Origin of the sequence: Pantoea sp. SORGH_AS_0659 (assembly GCF_031453915.1) — a bacterium.
GTDB classification, from domain to species: Bacteria; Pseudomonadota; Gammaproteobacteria; order Enterobacterales; family Enterobacteriaceae; genus Pantoea; species Pantoea leporis.
In genome coordinates, this window is sequence record NZ_JAVJAK010000001.1 from 3,129,559 (window position 1) to 3,150,376 (window position 20,818).

General features: G+C 50.5%; 23 protein-coding genes and 3 pseudogenes. 13 read left to right on the forward strand and 13 right to left on the reverse strand.

What is annotated here, in order from left to right; all coding sequences use genetic code 11:
* Positions 1-34: 34 nt before the first annotated feature.
* The 12 genes and pseudogenes from Q3H59_RS14810 (at position 35) to Q3H59_RS14865 (ending at position 10,960) form a co-directional block, all read left to right on the forward strand.
* Positions 35-1,093 (forward strand): ATP-grasp domain-containing protein, encoded by a 1,059-nt coding sequence (locus Q3H59_RS14810; RefSeq protein WP_309835566.1) that lies wholly within the window; start codon positions 35-37, stop codon positions 1,091-1,093.
* 10 nt (positions 1,094-1,103) lie between these two features.
* Positions 1,104-2,231 carry a phosphoribosyltransferase domain-containing protein gene (locus Q3H59_RS14815; protein WP_309835568.1) on the forward strand — a complete coding sequence of 376 codons (1,128 nt, stop codon included), beginning with the start codon at positions 1,104-1,106 and terminating at the stop codon, positions 2,229-2,231.
* Positions 2,224-3,009, forward strand: a complete 786-nt coding sequence (locus Q3H59_RS14820; RefSeq protein ID WP_271460070.1) for a hypothetical protein — start codon at positions 2,224-2,226, stop codon at positions 3,007-3,009. Before Q3H59_RS14815 ends, Q3H59_RS14820 begins: the two co-directional genes overlap by 8 nt.
* Positions 2,999-4,079: pseudogene (locus tag Q3H59_RS14825) on the forward strand (cysteine protease StiP family protein). Before Q3H59_RS14820 ends, Q3H59_RS14825 begins: the two are co-directional and overlap by 11 nt.
* Positions 4,079-5,023 (forward strand): HpcH/HpaI aldolase/citrate lyase family protein, encoded by a 945-nt coding sequence (locus Q3H59_RS14830; RefSeq protein ID WP_280172561.1) that lies wholly within the window; start codon positions 4,079-4,081, stop codon positions 5,021-5,023. The pseudogene Q3H59_RS14825 and the gene Q3H59_RS14830 overlap by 1 nt, the downstream one beginning before the upstream one ends.
* Positions 5,024-5,198: 175 nt before the next feature.
* Positions 5,199-5,681 (forward strand): tellurium resistance protein TerW, encoded by a 483-nt coding sequence (locus Q3H59_RS14835; RefSeq protein WP_192236659.1) that lies wholly within the window; start codon positions 5,199-5,201, stop codon positions 5,679-5,681.
* 556 nt (positions 5,682-6,237) lie between these two features.
* Positions 6,238-6,894, forward strand: a complete 657-nt coding sequence (gene tssL, locus Q3H59_RS14840) for a type VI secretion system protein TssL, short form (protein WP_309835570.1) — start codon at positions 6,238-6,240, stop codon at positions 6,892-6,894.
* A gap of 36 nt (positions 6,895-6,930) precedes the next feature.
* A complete protein-coding gene (locus Q3H59_RS14845; RefSeq protein WP_309835572.1) occupies positions 6,931-8,019 on the forward strand; it encodes a phage late control D family protein in 1,089 nt (362 codons plus the stop codon).
* A 6-nt stretch (positions 8,020-8,025) separates the two neighbouring features.
* On the forward strand, positions 8,026-8,547 hold the full coding sequence (gene tssJ, locus Q3H59_RS14850; protein WP_309835574.1) for a type VI secretion system lipoprotein TssJ: 522 nt from the start codon (positions 8,026-8,028) through the stop codon (positions 8,545-8,547).
* A 25-nt stretch (positions 8,548-8,572) separates the two neighbouring features.
* Positions 8,573-9,014: pseudogene (locus Q3H59_RS14855) on the forward strand (IS21 family transposase); the annotation flags it as partial.
* 211 nt (positions 9,015-9,225) lie between these two features.
* Positions 9,226-9,876: a hypothetical protein gene (locus Q3H59_RS14860; protein ID WP_309835576.1), complete on the forward strand. Its 651-nt coding sequence runs from the start codon at positions 9,226-9,228 to the stop codon at positions 9,874-9,876.
* On the forward strand, positions 9,857-10,960 hold the full coding sequence (locus tag Q3H59_RS14865) for an XRE family transcriptional regulator (RefSeq protein WP_309835578.1): 1,104 nt from the start codon (positions 9,857-9,859) through the stop codon (positions 10,958-10,960). The genes Q3H59_RS14860 and Q3H59_RS14865 overlap by 20 nt, the downstream gene beginning before the upstream one ends.
* A 327-nt stretch (positions 10,961-11,287) precedes the next feature.
* Here the strand turns inward: Q3H59_RS14865 and Q3H59_RS14870 are convergent, their stop codons facing one another.
* On the reverse strand, positions 11,288-11,935 hold the full coding sequence (locus Q3H59_RS14870) for a hypothetical protein (RefSeq protein ID WP_309835580.1): 648 nt from the start codon (positions 11,933-11,935) through the stop codon (positions 11,288-11,290).
* A 27-nt stretch (positions 11,936-11,962) separates the two neighbouring features.
* Here Q3H59_RS14870 and Q3H59_RS14875 point away from each other — a divergent pair, with 27 nt between their 5' ends.
* Positions 11,963-12,238: a hypothetical protein gene (locus Q3H59_RS14875; protein WP_309835582.1), complete on the forward strand. Its 276-nt coding sequence runs from the start codon at positions 11,963-11,965 to the stop codon at positions 12,236-12,238.
* Here Q3H59_RS14875 and Q3H59_RS14880 read toward each other — a convergent pair.
* From Q3H59_RS14880 to Q3H59_RS14935, 12 genes and pseudogenes are all read right to left on the reverse strand, one after another.
* Positions 12,235-13,434 (reverse strand): annotated as a pseudogene (locus Q3H59_RS14880) (tyrosine-type recombinase/integrase). The gene Q3H59_RS14875 and the pseudogene Q3H59_RS14880 overlap by 4 nt on opposite strands.
* Before the next feature lie 459 nt (positions 13,435-13,893).
* Complete coding sequence (locus Q3H59_RS14885; RefSeq protein ID WP_309835583.1) at positions 13,894-15,141, reverse strand: PD-(D/E)XK nuclease family protein; 1,248 nt, start codon at positions 15,139-15,141, stop codon at positions 13,894-13,896.
* A 110-nt stretch (positions 15,142-15,251) separates the two neighbouring features.
* Entirely contained in the window at positions 15,252-16,085 is an 834-nt protein-coding gene (locus Q3H59_RS14890) for a DUF4942 domain-containing protein (RefSeq protein WP_309835585.1), read from the reverse strand.
* A gap of 91 nt (positions 16,086-16,176) precedes the next feature.
* The gene (locus tag Q3H59_RS14895) at positions 16,177-16,668 is read right to left on the reverse strand and encodes a DUF5983 family protein (RefSeq protein ID WP_309835587.1); all 492 of its coding nucleotides are present in this window, start codon (positions 16,666-16,668) and stop codon (positions 16,177-16,179) included.
* Complete coding sequence (locus tag Q3H59_RS14900; protein WP_309835589.1) at positions 16,665-17,045, reverse strand: TA system toxin CbtA family protein; 381 nt, start codon at positions 17,043-17,045, stop codon at positions 16,665-16,667. The genes Q3H59_RS14895 and Q3H59_RS14900 overlap by 4 nt, the downstream gene beginning before the upstream one ends.
* A 31-nt stretch (positions 17,046-17,076) precedes the next feature.
* On the reverse strand, positions 17,077-17,403 hold the full coding sequence (locus tag Q3H59_RS14905; RefSeq protein WP_309835591.1) for a type IV toxin-antitoxin system YeeU family antitoxin: 327 nt from the start codon (positions 17,401-17,403) through the stop codon (positions 17,077-17,079).
* A 10-nt stretch (positions 17,404-17,413) separates the two neighbouring features.
* Complete coding sequence (gene radC, locus Q3H59_RS14910; protein WP_309835592.1) at positions 17,414-17,881, reverse strand: DNA repair protein RadC; 468 nt, start codon at positions 17,879-17,881, stop codon at positions 17,414-17,416.
* Between the two features lie 14 nt (positions 17,882-17,895).
* Positions 17,896-18,309 (reverse strand): antirestriction protein, encoded by a 414-nt coding sequence (locus Q3H59_RS14915; protein ID WP_309835594.1) that lies wholly within the window; start codon positions 18,307-18,309, stop codon positions 17,896-17,898.
* Positions 18,310-18,435: 126 nt separating this feature from the next.
* Entirely contained in the window at positions 18,436-18,873 is a 438-nt protein-coding gene (locus Q3H59_RS14920) for an IrmA family protein (RefSeq protein ID WP_405042230.1), read from the reverse strand.
* Entirely contained in the window at positions 18,873-19,322 is a 450-nt protein-coding gene (locus tag Q3H59_RS14925; protein ID WP_309835598.1) for a YfjS/YafY family lipoprotein, read from the reverse strand. The genes Q3H59_RS14920 and Q3H59_RS14925 overlap by 1 nt, the downstream gene beginning before the upstream one ends.
* Before the next feature lie 15 nt (positions 19,323-19,337).
* Positions 19,338-19,967: a hypothetical protein gene (locus Q3H59_RS14930; RefSeq protein WP_309835600.1), complete on the reverse strand. Its 630-nt coding sequence runs from the start codon at positions 19,965-19,967 to the stop codon at positions 19,338-19,340.
* Complete coding sequence (locus tag Q3H59_RS14935; protein ID WP_309835602.1) at positions 19,964-20,680, reverse strand: WYL domain-containing protein; 717 nt, start codon at positions 20,678-20,680, stop codon at positions 19,964-19,966. Before Q3H59_RS14935 ends, Q3H59_RS14930 begins: the two co-directional genes overlap by 4 nt.
* Positions 20,681-20,818: the final 138 nt, after the last annotated feature.

Here is a 20,818-nt window from a genome sequence, read left to right on the forward strand (position 1 = left end):
TCCAGCCACCAGCCTCTTGCGGAAATAATTAGAAATGTCTCACAAAATTTGGCTAATGGAAGGTTTATCCTCCCAGCGCGATATAATTAATGGCATAACATCTGCAGCTAAAAAACATAACTACAACGTGTCGATTTATGCATCACATCGCCAATCGCGTAATGAAATACTTTCTCTGGCGGATCATGCATTAATTGAACCCGGTGATGTTAATCAGCGCCTCAAATTTATTCTTTCTACCGTAGAAAAATATGCCATTCAGGCAATCCATACCGGTCGACATGCTCATTGGTTTGAAGCCCATCGCGCCGCTATCGAAGCCAGCGGTGCGCGCTTAACCACCGGCGCACGCGATGTTGCGATGCTGGATCTGGCCGATGACAAAATCGCGTTTGCCCACCATATGAAAAGCCTGAATTTGCCGGTGGTGCCTTCACTGCGCATTGATTCGCCCGTACAGTTGCGTGAGCTGATCGCCGGTAAACCCTTTGGCGATCTGCCGCTGTGCGTAAAACCGGTTACCGGTATTTATGGCATGGGATTCTGGCAGTTTGATGAAAGCGTCTCGCCGATGGCGCCGTTTACCCATCCCGACGCACGCCGGGTGAAAGCCGAATATTACTTACAGGCGCTGGAGGCCGCCGACAGCATGGAGCCGCTGGTTCTGATGCCGTATCTGCCAGGCCCGGAATATTCGGTTGATATGCTGGCGGAAAACGGCAAGGTGCTGGCCGCCGTGGCGCGCCGCAAAGAAGGGGCGCTGCAGTATCTGGAAAACCGCGGCGAAGCCTTTGAGCTGGCGCTAGCCTGTGCCGCTGCGATGGGCGCGGATGGATTGATCAACGTGCAGACGCGCAATGACGCCAGCGGCAAACCGCTATTACTGGAGATCAATATGCGCCCTTCCGGCGGCATTGGTTACACCCGTTTCAGCGGCGTCAATCTTCCCGGCTTGTTTGCCCTGCGCCAGCTAGGCTTGATCAGTCAGCAGCAGGTGATCGACAACGCCCGCCGCGACTTCACGCCAGCCACCGTCCGCGCGCTGAGCGACGTGGTGGCGTACAACCCCGTCCTGTCCAACCAGGTTCAATAAGGAACAATCCATGACCACACTTTGGAGCAGGACGCTGTCATGCGGCACGCTGAGCGTTACGCCAACCGGCGGCATCAGCGCCATCGACGATCTGTTCGAGATCGCCGAGCGCCGCAATCCCAAGCGCGCTTTTTTGTTCGTCAGTAAAGTGCTTGGCCGCCACATTCCGGTGGCGCCGGAGAAAATGCGCGCCGTGTATCGCCAGCTGGCGGAGCAGTTTCCGCCGCTTTCTGACGGCCCGGTGCTGTTTATCGGCATGGCGGAAACCGCCGTTGGCCTCGGCGCAGGCGTGTTTGATGAAGTGCGCCAGCACGTCAGTGAGCCGGTGTATCTCACCTCAACGCGCCATCCGCAGCAGGCGGATTTGCTGTGCGAGTTTAAAGAGAATCACAGCCACGCCACCGATCATCTGATCTACCTGCCCGATGATGCGCAGCTGCGTCAGCGCGTGCTCAACGCGCGCACGCTGGTGATGATTGATGACGAAGCCACCACCGGCAACACCTTTATTAACCTGCTCGACGCGCTGCGCAACGACGGCGGCTTAACGCAGATCGAGCAGGTTATCGCCGTCACGCTCACCGACTGGAGCGGCGATGCGTTATCCGCGCGCTGTCCGGTGCCGATGCGCAGCGTGTCGCTGGTGCAAGGCGACTGGCACTGGCAGCAGGATCCCGACGCCGCACTGCCACCGATGCCAGCGATGGTGCTTAACGATGCCGCCACCGTGCCCATCACCGGCAAACAGCGCTGGGGCCGACTTGGTATGGCAGCGCCAGCGGGCGATCTGGGTTGCGCGATTCAGGCGCAGCCGGGAGAAAAAATCCTCGTGCTCGGCAGCAGCGAATTTGTCTGGGAACCTTTCTTGCTGGCTGAACGTCTGGCGACTCAGGGCGCAGAGGTGAAATACAGCTCCACCACGCGCTCGCCAATCGCTACCGGATTTGCCATCGAATCAGCTATCGCCTTCGGTGATAACTACGGTCTCGGCATCGCCAACTTCGTTTACAACGTGGCGCATCAGCAGTTTGACCGCATTTTGCTGTGCATCGAAACGCCGGTCGACAGCGTGGATCCGCTGTTAACCACGGCACTGGCCCAAGTTGCGCCACAGGTGGAAGTAATTAGCTATGAATAAACCGGTGATTTTTTCCGACCTTGACGACACGCTATTTCAAACGCGCCGCAAAATGGTGGACGAGCTGGATCTTGAGCCGTTCCGTACCGGCGCGCTCGATCTCAGCCTGCAACCGCGCAGCTTTATGACCGAAGAGCAGTCGATGCTGGTTGACTGGATGATCGAGCAGGCCGATTTGATCCCGGTCACCGCCCGCGGCACCGAAGAGATCGCCCGCGTGCAGATCCCTTTCCGATCGTGGGCGGTGACCACGCACGGCGCGGTGATCCTTAACCCGCAAGGCGAGGAAGATGCCGAATGGCGCGCGCAGATGCTGGAAAAACTGACGCCGTACGGCCCGGCGCTGCTCTCAATGCAGCAGGCGATCACCGACCTGATGGCAGAGCGCGACATCAACGGCTGGGCGCGCATCAACTATGAATATGGCGTCACGCCGATCTATCTGGTGATGAAGCACCGCGACAGCACGCGCCTCGAAGAGCTTTACGCCATCGCCGATGAAATCGAGCAACGCTTCCCCACCGCCGGCTACTACATCCATCGCAACAGCAACAACGTCGCCTGGCTACCGAACGTGGTGGAAAAAGGTTTAGCCGTCAGCTACCTGCTGGAAAAACTGCGTGACGAGCGCGGCGTTTTCCCGGTGATTGGCCTTGGCGACAGCCTCAGCGATCACCGCTTTATGAAGCTGTGCAGCTGGTACGGCATTCCGCGTCAGAGCCAGTTTGCCGAACGCATCAACCAGGCCATATTCGGAGAACAAACAGATGGTGAATAACTTGCCTTTCTCTGGATCGTACCGAGCCGGCGACGTCGAATTTCTGCTTAAGCCGGTCGAGATCGACATGACGCCGGTGGAGCAAAAAGAGCAGCTGATCCAATCCGGTGCGCGTCACTATTCCGAGATGTTGAGCCAGGAACCGGAACCGACGCGCTGGCACCTTGAGCTGTTTTCCCGCGCGCTTGACGCAGGTGCCGGGCGCCTGGCGAAAGAAGTCACCATGCTGGCGCGGACGCTGGCACACCAGTTTGGCGACACGCCGATTGTGCTCGCCAGCCTGGTACGCGCGGGTGTGCCGCTCGGCGTGATGCTGCAACAGGCGCTGCGCGCGATGGGCCGCGAATCGTACCATTACGGCATCAGCATCATCCGCGATCGCGGGATTGATGAGGCTGCGCTGGAGATCATCGAAGCGCGCCACGGCACCGCAGGCATTGTGTTCGTCGATGGTTGGACCGGCAAAGGCGCCATCACCGGCGAGCTGATCCGCAGCCTCGAACATCGTCCCGGCTATCCGGCACAGCCGCGCTTGGTGGTGCTGGCCGATCCGTGCGGTCGGGCGTGGCTTTCGGCCAGCGATGATGACTGGCTGATCCCGTTTGGCATTATGGGCGCGCCGGTTTCAGGGTTAATCTCGCGCTCGTTGTGGTCTGAAGCGGGCTTGCACGGCTGCGTGCAGTGCGACCATCTGGCGCAATACGATTGCAGCCAGCAGCTGGTGAACACCGTGGCGGAATATGCGCGATCGCTGGATGTCAGCGCCCTGCCCGCGTGCCAGCAGGATCCACAACATCAGCAGCAGCTGGTGGCGCAAAGTGAAGCGGTGATCGCCATGCTGGCGGCGCGTTATCAGGTGAACAGCATCAACCGCATTAAGCCGGGCATCGCCGAAGCCACGCGCGCCGTGCTGCGTCGCGTGCCGGATCAGGTGCTGGTCCGTTCGGTGAACGATCCCGACGTGGCGCTGCTGGTCTATCTTGCCCAACAAAAAGGGCTGAACCATCACAGAAGCGGGTGCCGATCTTGGGCAATACCGCGCCGTGACGATAATCAAAAAGGTGCTGTGATGAACGGCCGTCTCTCTCCATGGCGATTGGGCGCAACGCTGTATATGCCGGCGGTGCGCAGCGATATCGTCGATGCCATTCTGCACAATAAAATCAGTGGCCTGCGCTCGCTGGTGATCTGCCTGGAAGATGCGGTCAGTGATGCGGATTTGCCGCAGGCGCTGCACAATCTCCAGCAAATCTTAAATGTGTTGAACGCCGAACAGCGTGCCAATGGCAACGCGCAGTGGCCGTTGGTGTTTATCCGTCCGCGCAACAGCGAGATGGGCGCGTGGCTGGTGGAAAACCTCAACCTCAGCGCGATAGACGGTTTTGTGCTGCCGAAATTCACCGCCGACTCCTTGCCGATGTGGTGGCAGATTCTCGAACCGAGCCATCTGTGCATGATGCCGACGCTGGAAACCGAAGAGGTGTTCGATGTGGTGGCGATGCGCGAGCTGGCCCTCACGCTGCAAAACCATGCCTGCCGCGAGCGCGTGATCGCCCTGCGCATCGGCGGTAACGATTTGATGAATGTGCTGTCGCTGCGCCGTTCGCGCCACTTCACGCTGTATGACAGCCCGATGGGTTACACCATCAAAATGCTGGTGGCGGTATTCGCGTCGCGCGATTTTGCGCTGACCGCGCCGGTGTGCGAGCACATCGACGATCAGCAGATTATGGATCAGGAACTGGCGCTGGATATCGCGCACGGTTTGGTGGGCAAAACCGCCATTCACCCGAGCCAAATCGGCAAGATTCAGGAGATGTTGATGGTTTCCGCCAGCGATCAAGCGGATGCCTTCCGCATCCTTAATTCAAGCCAGGCGGTATTCAAATCGCAGGGCGCGATGTGCGAACCGGCGACGCATCGCCGCTGGGCCGCCGCCATCCTGGCGCGCGCGCAGGAATATGGCATCGCACCTGATACCCGCTCAGACGGCGCCTTGATGCTGGTAACCTGACAACCCCCGCAGGGTGGGCATTCCTGCCCACCGCGTTACCACTGAATCACAAACCGGACGTAGGAATTTTCGGGCCCTATTTACCTGATATTTAAATACCCTCTGATACTGTCGAAAACCATTTGCCAGGAGGGCGATACCGACCATTGACCACTAACGCAGGCCTCAATCGACCATGCAACTCAGTACCCGACAGACACGCGTATTCATGCTCGCCTCACTGCTCAGCAGCGGCAAACCGGTTGCATCCAGCCGTATTCTCGCCTCGCTAGACTGCTCCGAACCCACGCTGACGCGCGCGCTAAAAGAGCTGCGTGAATCCTGGTCTGCGGAGATCAAATACAGCCGCCTCACCCATTGCTACCAACTCACTGAACCCGGCAAACTCGATAAGAAAAGCCTGCGCCATATTAATGAAGCGCTCAAACTTAATGCCGAACTGCAACAGAGCGAAACCGTCAGCCGGGTATTTCTGGATAAAGAGAAAAAGAAAGCGGTGTCGCTGTCGTTGAGGATGTCTGTTTTAAGGAAGATCGACCAGGTTGTGCGATTGAGTGAAACGACACGGAGTGATGCGGTGGAGATGCTGGTCGAGAGCGGGCTGGATGAGTTGATTGAAAAGTTAGTGCTTAAAAAGAACGAGTTAAAACGGCAGTAATATTTCAGCAGTGGTTTAACAACATTGAGTGGTGGGATGTATTGCCGACGCACTTCAGCGATACCAATCTACCTCAGGCCCTTAAATTTTTGCTGGACCTTATAGACCTTGCCAATGTCCCCTAACCTGCCAAAACTGTTAACGTAATCACGTTTCATCGATCGTTATTTTCATCCTCAACATTCACATCTTCGCACCACATGTTTACTCACGCAGAACAGCCTTCCCCTTTATTAAATTATCAAAAATCGTTCAAAATCAGAATGTAAAATAAAAAACCGCAGTTACTGAATCGCATTAGGATTACTAGTAATGTCGAGTGAAAATCCTTGCTTAAAATTGGAATCCTGTTTCACAAACTCAAATTGTTAGTTTGATCAACTATCACTCCTTGTAATATCCTCAGGGCCGTTGGTAGGTGGAGATCGCTCTTTCAGGGCAGCGAGTCCACCTTTGCTCGGCTAAGTAAGCAGCGTGAGCAACAGCCATTTCTCGATTGAAATCGGTAATTGGATTAATGGATTAACAATGTTCAGGCGTTACCAGGAAGGTGCCCATGACGTTTTCACAACACAACATCACAGCGAATACTCTCGATGAGCTGATGCAGGATACCTGGCTATTGGCGCTCGCGATCCGTAATGGGCAATCCATCACGATTGATGATGCACTCTATCAGCGCTGCTTCAATACGATTCAACAGGTTCAGCATCACCTCACGACAGCGGGAGCATCAGCTTCTCTCTGCGAAGAAATCAAATTTGCGCACTGCGTCTTTCTCGACGAACTGATCATGACCATTCCGCAAGCTGATATCTCTGCCTGGTGGAAACGCACACCTTTGCAGGGGCACTTTCTCGGGCACCTCATTGGTGGTGAGCAATTCTTTGACCGCGTCAAAAATCTGCTTCGTGAACCTGCAACAGCTCAAGCCGCTATTAGCTGCTACTACAGAATGTTGCATTTGGGTTATGCCGGAAAATACCGAACGGAAGACGATGAGGAGCGCCAGTTGCTGATGCAGCAGCTAAAAGCGCTAATGCCGAAGCAGATTGGATCTGCCGACTCAGCAATAATTATCCAGCGCTCGAAACATAAAACATCTTTCTGGCAACGTTCTCCGTGGCTTATTCGCAGCAGTGTGCTGGTTGCCATTATTCTCGCCACTTTCATCATGAACGGTCATCTGCAATATCTGTTAGTCAAAGGGTAGGCTTCAGGCAAACAAATTTCAGGAAGGAATCTGTAAATGGGCAAGAAGGATTTTGTGATTACGGCTGGCAAGACGCCGATATACAGCCACTATCAACTGAGCATCCAGACGCTGAAAAATCAGCGTCCCGATATTCTTTTGTCAGTGCTGCGTTTTAGCGGTGAAGAGGCATTAAATTCGCCGTGGAAGTACAGTATTGAACTCACCAGTGCTACACGCGATATTCCCGCCGATATTCTGATTAACAGCACGGCCCAGTTATTGTTTTACCCTGACGGCCAACCCTGGCAGTCAGTGGAACCCCGCATTTTGCGCGGTGTAGTTACCGCTTTCCAGCAGTGCGAATCCTCTGCTGACCAAACACGTTATGTGGTCACGCTGGAATCGCGCCTTGCGCTGCTAAAAAACAGTCTGACCTATGCCGTTTACCAGCATAAAAGTGTACCGGGTGCGGTAGAGGATATCCTTAAACGCTGGGAATACTCCTCGCTGGATTATCACTTTCGCCTGAATACTCAATATCCGATTCGCGATTTCTATATCTCATATGCGGAGAGCGATCTCGCCTTTATAGAGCGTCATCTGTCGCGCATTGGTGTCTTTTATTACTTCACCTGGGATGAAGAAAACCACCGAGATGTGCTGGTACTGGGTGACAGCGCGCAGGCCTATGGTGCTGAGCAAAGCATCGTCTTTCGCCATCCGTCAGGGTTATTTGATGGCGGCCTGGAATCTCTCTGGGATATTTCCGTTAATCGCCAATCCGTTGCCGCCAGCACACGACTCAATGATGAGTATTACCGCAACGCGCAAAATGACATGCTGGCGCAAGCGGAAACCGATCCTGATAAGCCTGCGCTTACGGGAGAGCTGTATCGCTGTGGTGAAAACTATCAGTTACTGGGCAAGGAGTACCAGGCTCTACCGGAACAGGGACAGTGGTTTGTCAGACGTCGCCAGGAACGCCTGATCACCGAGCAGGTCACTTTCGACGGTATGAGCAACGGCATGGATATCCGTCCGGGCATGGTGATCTCGCCACAAGGTAAAGAGTGGCCAGACGCGCCGGATGGCCTGCTGGTAGTGTCTACCTCATCAACCCGTATTTCGCGCGATACCGCCTAACGATTAATGAAACGGAGAATACAACGCACCCTGCCCCTGATGTTCGCCGCGCTGGTGGCAGGATGTGGCCTGACGCAGAGCGTCACTGACGGCACAAAAGACGTGGCAAAAGCGGTGTTTTATAAAAAGGTAAAAACCGTGCATCTGGAGTTTCGTGCCCGCGCAGAGCTGAACCCAGATGAGGATGGCATGTCACTCGCAACGCGCGTACAGGTATTTACGCTCAAGGACCGACAGGGATTTGATAAAGCCGACTACAACACCCTGATTAGTGATGCTGAGCATGCGCTGAGCGCCGATTTGGTGGCAGAAAGAGAAGTACAGATTCGCCCGCAGCAAACGGTGCCGTTCACCATGCCGCTGGATGAACAGGCACAATTTGTTGCCATCGTCGTACAATATCGCACGCCGGATATTCGTAAAAATGACTGGCGGCTTGTGTTGAGTCGGGAGGAGCTTGATCCGGATAAGGCGCGGGTGGTTGAGATGGCAAAGTATGCCCTGCAGCTAAAGCAGGCCAGCAACTAATTCAACAGCCTCTTTTTTTTGAGATTATGACGCGCTGGAGAGCTGCCATCGTAATGCCTTCCGTTTTTTTGGTGGTGTTCCGCAGGAGATCCTTTACGACAACATGAAGACAGTCGTGCTGGAACGTGATGCGTATCAGCCAGGCGGCCACCGCTTTAATCCATCACTCTGGCAGTTCGGTAAAGAGATGGGCTCTACTCCCAGGCTATGCCGACCGTACCGTGCGCAGACAAAAGGAAAAGTTGAACGCATGGTGCAATATACCCGCAACAGCTTCTACATCCCCGCTGATGACTCGACTTCGTCCGATGGACATCGTTGTTGATGTTGAGACCGCCAACCGGCATGGCCTACGGTGGTTATACGATGTAGCGAATCAGCGAGTTCATGAAACGATCAAAACGCTCCCCTGTGATCGCTGGACTGAAGAGCAGCAGTCCATGCTGGCGGTAGCCCAACGAAGCTGAAGAAAATGTGAAGCAATTTATCTTGGCAAGAAAGAGAAAACGGCCCAAAAAGAAGACCGTTCGAAGCTCAAAAACCCAGTATCCCGTTCACTTAAAACATCTTAAGTAAACGGTGTTACGCTTTTGCGATTTTTTCATTCTTCTTGGTTGACAAAATCAAGATAATGCGAAAACATGTGGTTTACGAATCACAAAAAAAGCGAAACTTGAAATGAGCAGCGACCAATTAGCACCTTGTTGGGAGTTTCAGCCTTATCTTGCTGAAAGCAACGTACGACAACTGTTGGCAGAGATTGCTAACGTTCTAGAGTTGTTGTACTACCATAAGCACACGTTGGATAGTAATTGGTCTGAAGGTGTCAGAGCATATGACTGGGTGAGAAATCATCTTATTCAAAGTGAAGGGACTATTCCGGGTCTGGAAATGGTGTCAAAAGGTTTGGATTACGTCCTAGCCTTAAATCAAATCCCTCTGCAATTTTCTAAGGATTGCATAAATAACCCTAAGAAAAGGCATCGCCTGCTCCGGAACAAAGTTGAACACGAACAGCTTTCTTTATTTGGTGATATTGAGCCCGAACAAGATATCACATGGCGTATTTTAGCTGAGCCATTTATATCTGAAGAGGAAGATGGTGAGTTAGAGTCAACATTACCGCGCTGGGAGGTTGCTCTCGTAGGATTTAATGCATATGGCGCTCAGGTGAGCATGGTTTCTCATCAATCCACCGCTTCTGTGCCGCTTATGCCTCTTAATTCTAATACCCTCCCTGACGAAGCAGAGATCGGCAAAGCGTCACTTCGCCGTCGTAACAAAGATCAAGATTCGGATGTGAGCAACAATGGAACATCAGGTGATTGACTTCACTGAATACCGTGGTGATAAGCTCAAACTAGCTAGGATGGCTGTTGGGCTTTCTTGCGAAGAGTTAGCCGAGAAAATTGGCAAGACAAAGCAATTTGTTAGCAAACTTGAGAAAGGATTTAGACCATCTGAGCAAATGTTAGAGCTGATAGCTTCTGCTCTCATGATTAATCCTGATTTTCTTTTTACAGAGCGAAAATATGCACTTGAAAGTGATGTTTGCCACTTCCGGAGTAAAAAGTCAAGGACACAAACACTCACAAATAGTGTCTTAGCCAGGGCTGAGATACTAAATATAATAATCTCAGCTATTGAAGGTGAAATTGAATTCCCGGATGTCTCTATACCTGAACATCCAGGAGCTGAATTGCTTACTCCGAATGATATTGAACGAGTGGCAGAGGATTGTCGGAGAGCCTGGAGCTTAGGTCTGGGGCCGATTTCGTCAATGGTTAAACTGACTGAGAGTCTGGGGGTGATAGTTGCTCATGTCACAGGGGTAGATGATAGAGTTGATGCTTTCACCGTCCATAATAACAGACCAGTTATTATCAGGAACAATGTTAAAAAAAGCATCTGCAGATTTCGCTCAGATTTGGGCCATGAATTAGGGCACTTGGTAATGCATGAGGGTATTACTACTGGTGATAATCTGACAGAGTCACAAGCTGATCGCTTTTCGAGTGCGCTGTTAGTTCCTAGATTATCGTTCATTAAAGAATTTCCACGTATTAGAGGGAAACAATTTGATTGGAACGCTTTGGTTGAGTTTAAACTCAGATGGAAAATTAGCCTTAAAATGTGCATTTATCGAGCCAGTACATTGGGGCTGTTAACCCAGGATCAAGCTAGGACTGGTTACATGCATCTGAATTCGAAAGGCTATACAAAAGTAGAGCCTGGTGATGAACTATTACGTCCTGAAGAGCCTAGTATGCTAGCTGAAGCCATCGAAATGTTGGACGATGAAACGTGGGTGAAAATTCTCATGAAAACTGGGTTAAGCCAGCAACTGGTTAGAGAACTTTTCTCTGTAAATCGCCCATTTTCAAATCCAAAAAATTTATTCCAACTTGTTTGAATTTTAGCATCGAAAGCAACCCGACATTGGCTAGTGCCGATCGTGTAAGAATCGTTTGATTGATCTAGTGGCTGGTGAAAAAAGGGTTCATGTTCATCATGGACCCTTTTTTCATTTAATTTAATTAGCTCACACCTAATTATTATTGCCCGATTCGCAGTATGGCGCTGAGGTAACATTCAAGTCTCACGAATGATCAGTATCTCTCTTCGCCACGATCTTCCCAGTCGTGTTGTCCATCCGGTATTGCGAAATTGTACCATCAAGAATGTACTGAATCACCGAGAGCAGGTCAGAGTAGTGGGGCATATTTCAGCCCCATACCCCTCACTGATATTGCCCGGAAAACTCATCCATCGAGTTCGATACGGTAAAGATAACATCGTCACCCAGCGCTTCAAAGTGTGCGAACCCACATTTGATTTTGGCATTTTCCTCCGGGCGACGTTCCACCGAGAAGAGCGTGCTTTTGGTTTCGACAACGAAATAGAGTTTATCTTTACCATCTTGCTCAATCAGCACTGCCCAGTCGGGGTTATAACCGCCCAATGGCGTATCGATTTTGAACCAACCGGGGAGTTTGGCGTAGAGCTTGATGTCGTCATTTCGTTCGAAGGCCGAGGCAAATTCAAGCTCTATATCGGAGTCGTAAACCACGTGGTCGAATACTGATTTTTCAGCTTTCACCATGTTGTCTTTCAGATAGCCAAACAGCTCGTTCGTTTCAAACAGTTCTTGTCCGTAAAACTGATCATCGCCAATTTTCTGGTACTTGATACCATCGACGATAAAAAGCCGCATCTGGCTTTTGATGATGTTGGCGGCCTGCTCGATAAACTTCTGAGGGTTGTTCTTGAATGATTCCAGACGACCACTTTTGTTGATAATAGCAACGATGGTGCGGCGCGTCAGGTTTGTTTCGTTCTGTAAGTAAGTGATCAAATCGGGCAAATCGAACGCGCGGGATTCGTACACGCTGGTTGTTTCCTGAACCTGTTGTGTATGCACTCCACCACGGTCTATTTCAGTCTTCGCCTTGCGGTAAGTGAAGCGAGCCTTGCCCACCTGAAGGTTGATTTTGATTTCTTCGGCGCACTTTTCGATCAGCGCATTGGTATCAAAGTCTACGCGGAACGTAGTTTTGTATTTAATACGATCCCACAGCGCCTGAAACTCGGGGCTCAGATAGACCGCTTTGTTCAGGGAAACCTTGGCTTTGTCATCACGGTTCTTGATGTTCAGGTTACCCCCTATGGATGTAAGCTGGGGCGTTGTTAACTAACTTTGGCGAAACTTTTATTCAATCGTAAGGCATCCACATAATCCCCATACCACTGCAACATTTCCCTTCTCTGCTCCAGATACTGCGCGTGGTTGTATGTCCCTCGAATCGTGTTCTTGTCCACATGTGCCAACTGCAATTCAATCCATGCAGTGTTGTACCCCTGCTCATGCAGGATGGTACTCATCGTGTGCCTGAACCCATGTCCTGTCGCCTTCCCGTGATACCCAATACGCTTTAACACCTGATTTATACTCGCTTCACTCATCGGTTTAGTAATGTCATTGCGTCCTGGAAATACCAGAGAATAACGCCCTGTAACCGATTGGATTTCGCGAAGTGCTTCAACCACCTGAATTGACAATGGCACCATATGTGGCCGCCGCATCTCCATACGTTCTTTAGGCACTTCCCAAATCGCTTTATCGAAATCGAACTCTTTCCACTCAGCCAGACGTAGCTCAATAGTGCGCACACCGGTCAGCATTAGAATACGCGTTGCAAGACAAGTAATTGGGCTACCCGAGTAAGCTTCTAGCGCCTGTAAGAACTCGGGTAACTCCTCAGCGAGCAGATGGGGAAAATGCTGTGATTTTGGCGTTGCCAATGCACTTGAAAGCTCAGAAGCAGGGTTACTCTCCGCCCGGCCAGTAACAATCGCGTATCTGAATACCTGGTTACACGCCTGTCGGATTTTGCGCAGTTTGTCGAGAACACCGCGCTTTTCTAACTTACGCAGCGTTGTCAGCATCTCCAGCGGCTTTATCTCTGTAATTGGTCGCTTACCAAGATCTGGGAAAATGTCGTTCTCAAACGCTTCCATCAAGTCATCAGCGTACCCTTTCGACCATCCGGTACGCTTATACTCATGCCATTCCAGCGCGATAGCTTTGAAGTTATTTTCAACATTTGCCTTCTGCGCCAGTTTTTCAACCCGTTTCTCTTCACTTGGATATCCGCCAAGCGCAACGACCTTGCGCGCTTCCTCTCGCTTCAAACGAGCATCAGCCAATGAGATGTCGGGATAAACACCGATAGAGAGCTTCTTCTCTTTACCCATCACGCGGTATTTCAAGCGCCAGTATTTAGCTCCGTTGGGTTTGATCAGCAGGTAGAGCCCGCCGCCATCCGTTAATTTGTATTCTTTCTCTCTTGGTTTTGCAGTGTCGAACTACCGTGCATTCAGTTGCATGTGGGCCCCTAATTCCCACTGAACGAGATAAGTCCCCGCTAAGGCCCTCAGATACCACTTGATTTAGGTAGAACTGAGTAGAATTTGGTTGAGCTCGCGACAGATAAAACCCGGCGATATCAGGGAGTATTAAGTAAACAAAGAAGGTTCAGAAGAGATGTGTTACTTAGAAATGGTACGCCCTACAGGATTCAAATTAACAACCTAACCCATTGACTGAAAACCACAAAATCGTGTTCGAAAAAATTTATACCAACGATTATACCAACACATTGTTTTGCGTGGTTTTGCTGGTTGGATCTGCTTAGTTACCCTTAGCATGAGACTGATAATTTTAACTGTTAGCTTCCACGCAACCAACAAGCCGGAGTGACTACTCTTCAACTCGATCAGAAGCTGAAGAGTTCAGTGGGTCAGAGGTCGCAATAAACGCTGAGCGTTCAAACCTTCACTCTGATTTTAGGAAGACGTCCTTAACAAGGATAAGTCCATTTCGTCATGGATGCGTTTTGCAATATTGGTTATTGATTGTGCAAAACTACCTTCACCACGTTCAAGCAGCAATGCCCAGGCATCTGATTCCATATTCCAATTGCGTGGGACATTCATGCCCGCATCAATATAGCACCACCAAGGCCACCATCCTTCGCTTTCGATTTTTGCATCGATTTCAGGAAAAACATGTCTCATCGCTTGAGCGATTGCAGGAAAATATTCATTATGCAATTTCTCGTGTGGCTCAACAGTTGAGCAGATCCCGAAAGCCAGATTGCGGTAATCACTGGTTTCAAACTCCCAGCATAATTTGAAATCATCACCTTCTTTAAATAACACCGAGAACGTTGCGTATTTACTGCCCGTCCTCAACTCATCATTCATATCAACCTTGAATCCCATTGGGGATAGTTGCTGACGCAGATATACGATGAAATCATTCCACAGGCGTTCTTTAACCTGGCGCATATTCTGAGTAATTAAAAATGCTGCGCTGAGATTTTGCGGTGAAGCGACCAGCTTTTCTGTGAGTTCATTTTGCAATTCCATAGCTGTTTCTCCATTGATATCTTCGCGAATGAATTTTATTAGAGCGTCTACAAAGCATCGTACTGCTGGTGCCTCAATGTGCAATGCACACTGCGAAAGCCAGTTTTCCAATTGGAAGAAAGTGATGGGTTTAACATGCTTGTTTATATCATCAGATGACTTTGAGCGAAAAGTAAACTCACTTATCTCATTATTACAGAGATATACTAAGGACCATCCGCCGCCTCGCCGTTTCGCTTCCGCTGCTAACCAGTGAGCATAATCATAAAGTTGATCCTTTTGGTCGACTGCCCAAGGTTTGTTTTCAATACCTGTTAACTCGTTTTGATCCGAGACCAATATATCAATTCTACGACTATTAAAAATAGTGTATTCAGTTGAAATCTGAGCCTTCATATCAGCTTTGATCACTTCTGATTTATCTATTAATTGATAAAAACTACTGAGAAACAGATCACCTTGGGCATGGCTTTCGTCGGGTCTAAGAAGGAATGCCAAACACTTAGAAAGCGTATTTTCATTAATATTGAAAAAACGTAACAAACGGAAATCAGGAGCTATCTTACTGGAATAACGTTTCTTTGCTTGATGATAGCCTTCTTGCATTAACACAGTGCTACGCAGCAACTCTCTTATATCTCGCCACTCATTGATCTTTTCCATTATTCAGTCCCTTGTGTGATAAATTGGCCTCTTAAAACACTTCGGCTATTTTACAGGCAATTGCTGACTAAGATCACCTGCGCTTGAGGCCAACTTATTCTAATCCTTCGCTATCTTTCAGCCAACATTCCTGGATAATGCTTAGCGATGATGTCGTTCATCTTCTCCACTAACTCAGGGTGCTTGAAGGTGACATGTGCAGTGCCCTTCTGAAAGTAGCGGATGGAGAAGTACGCATCTTTATAAACATCCTTGCCAGGGTTGTCACGGATGTGATCCATCAGGTTGATGGAAATGTCTGCGCGATTGTCAGGTATCACTTTGCCATCGAGCAAGTACAGCATTCTTTCAAGGTCGGCCAGTTGATCACGCCTGAACCCCCACGTCAGACTGTAGCCCCAACGGTTGTGCGTCACCAGATTGTTGATGATGATCTTCTTGCCGAAGAAGCACGGGCTGTTGGTTTTGTAATCCCATGACAGTCCTTTAAACACGTTGATGATGCCGCGTTCAAACACTTCTGCTTTGCTCTGATGTAACCGTTCAAAGGTGCTGAGGATGTTGGCTTCACTAATGGCGGGTAGGTCGCCATCGTCCAGATTCTGATACCACTGTGTTCGAGCCTGCGCATCCATCAGCGATAGCATGCCGGATTTCAGCATCAGCTCGCGCCACAGGCTACGGTCAATATTGCGGGTGATCTCTGGCAACGCTTTCTCCGGTTTTTCCATCAGCCAGCAGTCATAGCGATGCCCCTGCTTCATCGCCCAGTCAGAGGCATTTCCGCCACCGATTCCGGCAGTGAGCTGAGAAATGGTGTTGAGCTGCTGAATCAATTGCCCAATCTGTACCAGTGCGGCATCACGTCCGGTGACGATGCGTTCGAAGCTGGTGGAACAGATAATATCGGTATGGTCGGTAAGTACGTCTGGTTCTGGTTGCATGTTGTCTCCATAAATGAAAACACTCGCCGGTTTAAGGGCGGGTGAATGTGTTGATGTGAGAAAGGAATATGAAAGGATTGGGCAGGTAAGGTTACCAATCAAAAGTGTCAAATCCCGGCAGCAGTTCGCCAAATGCATCGAGATGAACCAGGCCGATGCCGTAATGGCTTATCAGCCTAGCAACGAGCCTTCGGCAGACTTTTGAAAGGCCCAGCCGCTTCAGGCGCAGCAGCGGATATGACCAGATATCGAGCCTGATGAGGTAACCTGATTCGGTAAAATGTATCCACTCCGCATCGCTGTACTCCTGTGCCTGGAGAGAAAGCGTATACAGCAGCGAATTATCCTCGCTGGTGATATGGGCAGTGCTGCAGCAGACGCCAGTCAGGCGGGTGCCTGCAGGCAGCGGGTTTTCAACCACCACTTTGCCGGATTCTTCCGCGATACGCAGCGACAGTCCCTGCGTATTAACGGCATTCATCAGCTCAGCGATGTCGATGCCGTCAACCTCAATAGCGATTTTCCCCATGTTCAGCGCCAGCACATTGATGCTGTCAGCACTGAAGTTCAGACCGATTTTCACTGTGCTTTTTCCTCCCGATACCGGCCCGTTGTGATGCGGGTTATGGTGCTGTAGCCGCTGCTTACTATCAGTCCGGTTGCATGACGGGCACGCAGAATGTCGATGGCACCAATCAGTGAAGAGTGTTCGGTGAGGCTGAAACGGCTGTGGTCGGTGCGCACCAGTTCATACCTTTCCACAATCAAATTGACAGCATCACATAGGGAGATACCGGCGTTGATGTGCGCTTGAATCACGCTGTCATCGCCAAACGGGGTGTCGTTGAGCGTGAGGCCATAGTGTTTATCCAGCAGATGTGTGAGCAGCAACTGCCAGACCTGCACGGGCGACGGGCATGGCTCAGCCGCCCGTGGCTTGGGTAACGGTAAAGTTTGCATTGGGTGTGTCCTGTTTTTTGGAGGCGGCCGGTCAGCCGGTTACAGTCGAAGAGGGATATATCGCGATGTAAACATAACCGTGTGAGCCAAGCGTGTCAGCTTCGCAGGTCAGTCCAATGTGATTCAAGTTAACGCGTTGCTGATGGCGAGGATTCAGCTCACCGGTTGAAAGCATCTGTTCCAGCTGTTTCATTATCAGTGGAAAAGCCTGGTCAAGCCGCAGTGCCTCATCGTCACTGAAGTCGCCGGTGAATCCTGCCCGGTCAGCCAGGAAGTGCAGCCGGTTGCCTTCCTGCACCAGCCTGGCACCGAAGCACGGCTTTTTACCGCACGTCAGTCCCCATTGTTCAAAATGCATATGTCCTCCTTTATGACCAGCCGCGTTCGACAAACGAAACAATCTCTTTGCTGCCGACAATCAGATGATCCAGCACGCGCACCACAACCAGTGCCAGCGCTTTTTTCAGCCGTTCGGTTATACGCCGGTCGGCGTCACTGGGCTCGGCATATCCAGACGGATGGTTGTGAGCAAAGATTGCCGCAGCGGCGTTGTGCCGCAGTGCGGCTTTAACCACCTCACGAGGATGAACTTCCGTGCTGGTGATGGAGCCGTGGAACAGGGTTTCGTGCGCCAGCAGCCGATTCTGATTATCCAGAAACACCACCATAAACACTTCCCGCTCCAGTCCAGCGAGGTTCAGCCGCAGCCAGTCGCGGGTGAGTGCTGCCGAAGTAAACGCCACTCCGGGTTCGCGCAGGTGATTTTCGATAAGCGTCAGGGCGCGTTTTATGGTGCGGTGTGAAGTGAGTGGATGAGGTAATGCAGTACTTTCCATAATGTTCTCCACCTTCAGTCGATGATGTGCATGATGGCGTTGCTTTCAGGATGTCTCAGCGCAAATTCGCGCAGGCGATAGTAGTGTTCACTCATGGCGTGGCTGCCAGTTCTGCAGGCATGGTGGCTCCAGTTCAGCAGGCAGACTGCGATGCCAGCGGCTTCGCTGCTAATTTCCGCGCTGTTGCCATTCAGCTTGTTGAACATCGCCCAGCTGTCCTCGCTGTCAGGTGCGATGAAGGCACCGCCGTTGCTGAGCGTGTAATAATTCCAGTATCCACCGTTGTAGGCTTCGCACAGGCGATCCATCCATGCGAAAGCGCGAGGCTCCAGCAGCATCCACTGCGGGATTTTGCCGAAGTGTTTCGGCCAGAATTGCAGTCGCATTTCTTCTGAAACCGAATCATTGGTAATTAAAGATTCTTTCATTTAAATAATGCCTTATTAAATTTCAGTTTAAATAAAATTGATTTGCTAACGAGCATTTGATAAATAAAAAGCCCCCACTGCGGAAGCAGTGGGGGCTCTAAGCTTTATGTTTTATATTAAGGCGGGTTACTTATTAACAGTGACTGTCAGTGGCTTATAATACTGCGTATCGAATACTGACAATGGCAAACTGAACTCTTTACCATTTATCATTTCAGTTGCCTTAACAACCTCAACCGAGCTGGCGTCATCATTGCAAGTGGTTTCAAGATAAGCATTTTGCGAGCGCGTGGCATCACTGTCGCCAAAGGGTTCGACATCCATTATCCCCTCCTCAAGAATGTCTCCCTTGTTATCTTTAACCCGCATAGTCACAGCAAGCTTGTTAAAGCCCTGACCGCTGCCGCCATTGTCCAGCCGGAACTGAAGAGAACATATCCCACCTGGTACCCAGACACTGTCAGTATTGCGTATGCTGATGTAGCGCTGTTCTTCGGCATAAGCTGATGAAATGCCTGAGATGGAGAGTGCTATTAGAGCCAGAATTGTTCGACTTCCTTTTATCATTGATTATCCTCCTGATTTTTAGGCATGTAGATTTTACCCATCTCTTTTCCATCATGGGAATAAATGACGGATTTTTCACCGGTATAGTTATCGGTTTCTTCTTTAAAGCTCAGCGCAATATTATCGGATAGGCATAGCGCAGACATGAGTGGCTGGACTGTCTTCTCCCGCATATCGGCGATGTAGTAATAATTACCTGATTTACAACCATCAGGTGATTTAACCGTTTTAATCACCCGATACTGTTCCTGACCAAATGCATCTTTTTTGATCCACTGGTAGGCGATATCACTTTTCGACGACACGATATCGCTGAAGGGTGGCGGTGTCAGGTCCTGGTATTTAGAAATCGTGTTAATACCACCATCATCACTGTTGTCACATCCCGTCAGCAGCACTGAAGTCGTTAAGGCAACTGCAACCAGCAGTTTTGGAAAATGAATCATCGGCTCTCTCCCTGATTAGCAATTGCCCGTCCTGCGGCACAATTCTTTTAGGCTTTCTTTAGCGACCCACTGCTGCAGGGTTCGTTCATCCGACGAACGTTTGGCATTCATAGCCGCTTCCTGCTGCTTGTTAACACAGTTGTCCGGAAATACGGCGACAACTTCTGGCTTAAACTGTTCTCTGACCTGCGCCAGTTCGTGAGAGGCATTTGGCCGGGGAGGAAAACTGGCGGTGATGTCATCCTCAGCTTTGTTCAGCGCCAGCGCTTTTCCATCGATAACAGCAAGGAAGCATCCTTTACCGTTATCCTCACCCTGATAGACTGAAGTCAAATCTGAGCTGTAACCACTCTCCGGCTTGATCTTTAGATGGCGAACAGTTTTGGAGGCTTTATCCGCCAGATAGAATGAACCACCGCCGCGAACGCGCAGCAGAAATTGTTTCGTCCACGGATAGTTGTCGATTATTTCGGCCTGATAGAGTGCATTGTGCATCTTTTCAAAATCATATCCATCTGCTGACTTCCAGCCAGCGGATTGCATATAAGGCCACGCCTTAACCGTTCCGGTTATGGTCGCGCTACTCTGAAATGTCGCGGCGAGCATTAACGAGGCAATCAATGCCTTAATAGGAGAGTATTTCATTGCTGGTTATCCTTATGAAATGTTAACCGGTTATCGGCACCGGTAAGCAAAGACTTGAAGAATCGAAAATGGGGAAGTGCCTTGATAAATTCAGAGTCTGAAATCAGCGTCAATAAAGGCTCATTCATGGTGAAGTTTTCACTACTGATGGCGATGGTCTGAATATCAGTCAGGGTAATTACCGATATCTGGCCTTCGAGTTCGCCCGTGAGATACCAGCGACCTTCAAGCGAGATAAGGCGATATGGCGCAAGTTGCTCACAACGGTGCCCTTCAGCCAGAAGCGTGATGCGACGCCGCCCGGTGATAGCGGAAGTAATCCGCTGGAAAATTCCTTGATGTGATTCACCCATTGTTGATGCGGGCTGCCAGACAATGCACGGCGCTTCGATACCACTTTCAAGCAGGGTATTGACCAAGCGGTGATCGAGTCCCGGAAATAATCCAGCCACACCACTCTGGCGGGCAAAAGCCAGCGCGATGTGCTCGCGCCGGACCACGTTGCCCCCGGTAAGCAACCGGCAGTTCCCGTTGTGATATTCCAGATCTAGGTATATAAGCCTTTCCCGGAAATCGCGCCGCAGAGTACGTACTGAAACGCCGAACTCAACCGCCAGTTTGCTCAAGTTAAGCGTCTCTCCGGCCACCAGACGGCTGATGATCAACGACAACCTTATGGCAAGTTTGTCATAGCGACGTTTGGCTTGACACATAGGTCATCTCCGCAATTAACATACTGAAATATTGAGGTTATTTTAAAGGTTGGGTCGGACAGGTTATGACCGCATGAGAAAATATTTTGAGATTTGCTGAAGCGGGGTTGCAGGCGGGATTCAGTGAAACTTGCTGGA

Excerpts from the sequence above, each read along its gene's own strand:
- Q3H59_RS14810 (WP_309835566.1), top strand. The coding sequence starts at position 35 with ATGTCTCACAAAATTTGGCTAATGGAAGGTTTATCCTCCCAGCGCGAT.
- Q3H59_RS14815 (WP_309835568.1), top strand. The coding sequence starts at position 1,104 with ATGACCACACTTTGGAGCAGGACGCTGTCATGCGGCACGCTGAGCGTT.
- Q3H59_RS14820 (WP_271460070.1), top strand. The coding sequence starts at position 2,224 with ATGAATAAACCGGTGATTTTTTCCGACCTTGACGACACGCTATTTCAA.
- Q3H59_RS14830 (WP_280172561.1), top strand. The coding sequence starts at position 4,079 with ATGAACGGCCGTCTCTCTCCATGGCGATTGGGCGCAACGCTGTATATG.
- Q3H59_RS14835 (WP_192236659.1), top strand. The coding sequence starts at position 5,199 with ATGCAACTCAGTACCCGACAGACACGCGTATTCATGCTCGCCTCACTG.
- tssL (WP_309835570.1), top strand. The coding sequence starts at position 6,238 with ATGACGTTTTCACAACACAACATCACAGCGAATACTCTCGATGAGCTG.
- Q3H59_RS14845 (WP_309835572.1), top strand. The coding sequence starts at position 6,931 with ATGGGCAAGAAGGATTTTGTGATTACGGCTGGCAAGACGCCGATATAC.
- tssJ (WP_309835574.1), top strand. The coding sequence starts at position 8,026 with ATGAAACGGAGAATACAACGCACCCTGCCCCTGATGTTCGCCGCGCTG.
- Q3H59_RS14860 (WP_309835576.1), top strand. The coding sequence starts at position 9,226 with ATGAGCAGCGACCAATTAGCACCTTGTTGGGAGTTTCAGCCTTATCTT.
- Q3H59_RS14865 (WP_309835578.1), top strand. The coding sequence starts at position 9,857 with ATGGAACATCAGGTGATTGACTTCACTGAATACCGTGGTGATAAGCTC.
- Q3H59_RS14875 (WP_309835582.1), top strand. The coding sequence starts at position 11,963 with ATGCACTCCACCACGGTCTATTTCAGTCTTCGCCTTGCGGTAAGTGAA.
- Q3H59_RS14885 (WP_309835583.1), bottom strand. The coding sequence starts at position 15,141 with ATGGAAAAGATCAATGAGTGGCGAGATATAAGAGAGTTGCTGCGTAGC.
- Q3H59_RS14890 (WP_309835585.1), bottom strand. The coding sequence starts at position 16,085 with ATGCAACCAGAACCAGACGTACTTACCGACCATACCGATATTATCTGT.
- Q3H59_RS14900 (WP_309835589.1), bottom strand. The coding sequence starts at position 17,045 with ATGCAAACTTTACCGTTACCCAAGCCACGGGCGGCTGAGCCATGCCCG.
- Q3H59_RS14905 (WP_309835591.1), bottom strand. The coding sequence starts at position 17,403 with ATGCATTTTGAACAATGGGGACTGACGTGCGGTAAAAAGCCGTGCTTC.
- radC (WP_309835592.1), bottom strand. The coding sequence starts at position 17,881 with ATGGAAAGTACTGCATTACCTCATCCACTCACTTCACACCGCACCATA.
- Q3H59_RS14915 (WP_309835594.1), bottom strand. The coding sequence starts at position 18,309 with ATGAAAGAATCTTTAATTACCAATGATTCGGTTTCAGAAGAAATGCGA.
- Q3H59_RS14925 (WP_309835598.1), bottom strand. The coding sequence starts at position 19,322 with ATGATTCATTTTCCAAAACTGCTGGTTGCAGTTGCCTTAACGACTTCA.
- Q3H59_RS14930 (WP_309835600.1), bottom strand. The coding sequence starts at position 19,967 with ATGAAATACTCTCCTATTAAGGCATTGATTGCCTCGTTAATGCTCGCC.
- Q3H59_RS14935 (WP_309835602.1), bottom strand. The coding sequence starts at position 20,680 with ATGTGTCAAGCCAAACGTCGCTATGACAAACTTGCCATAAGGTTGTCG.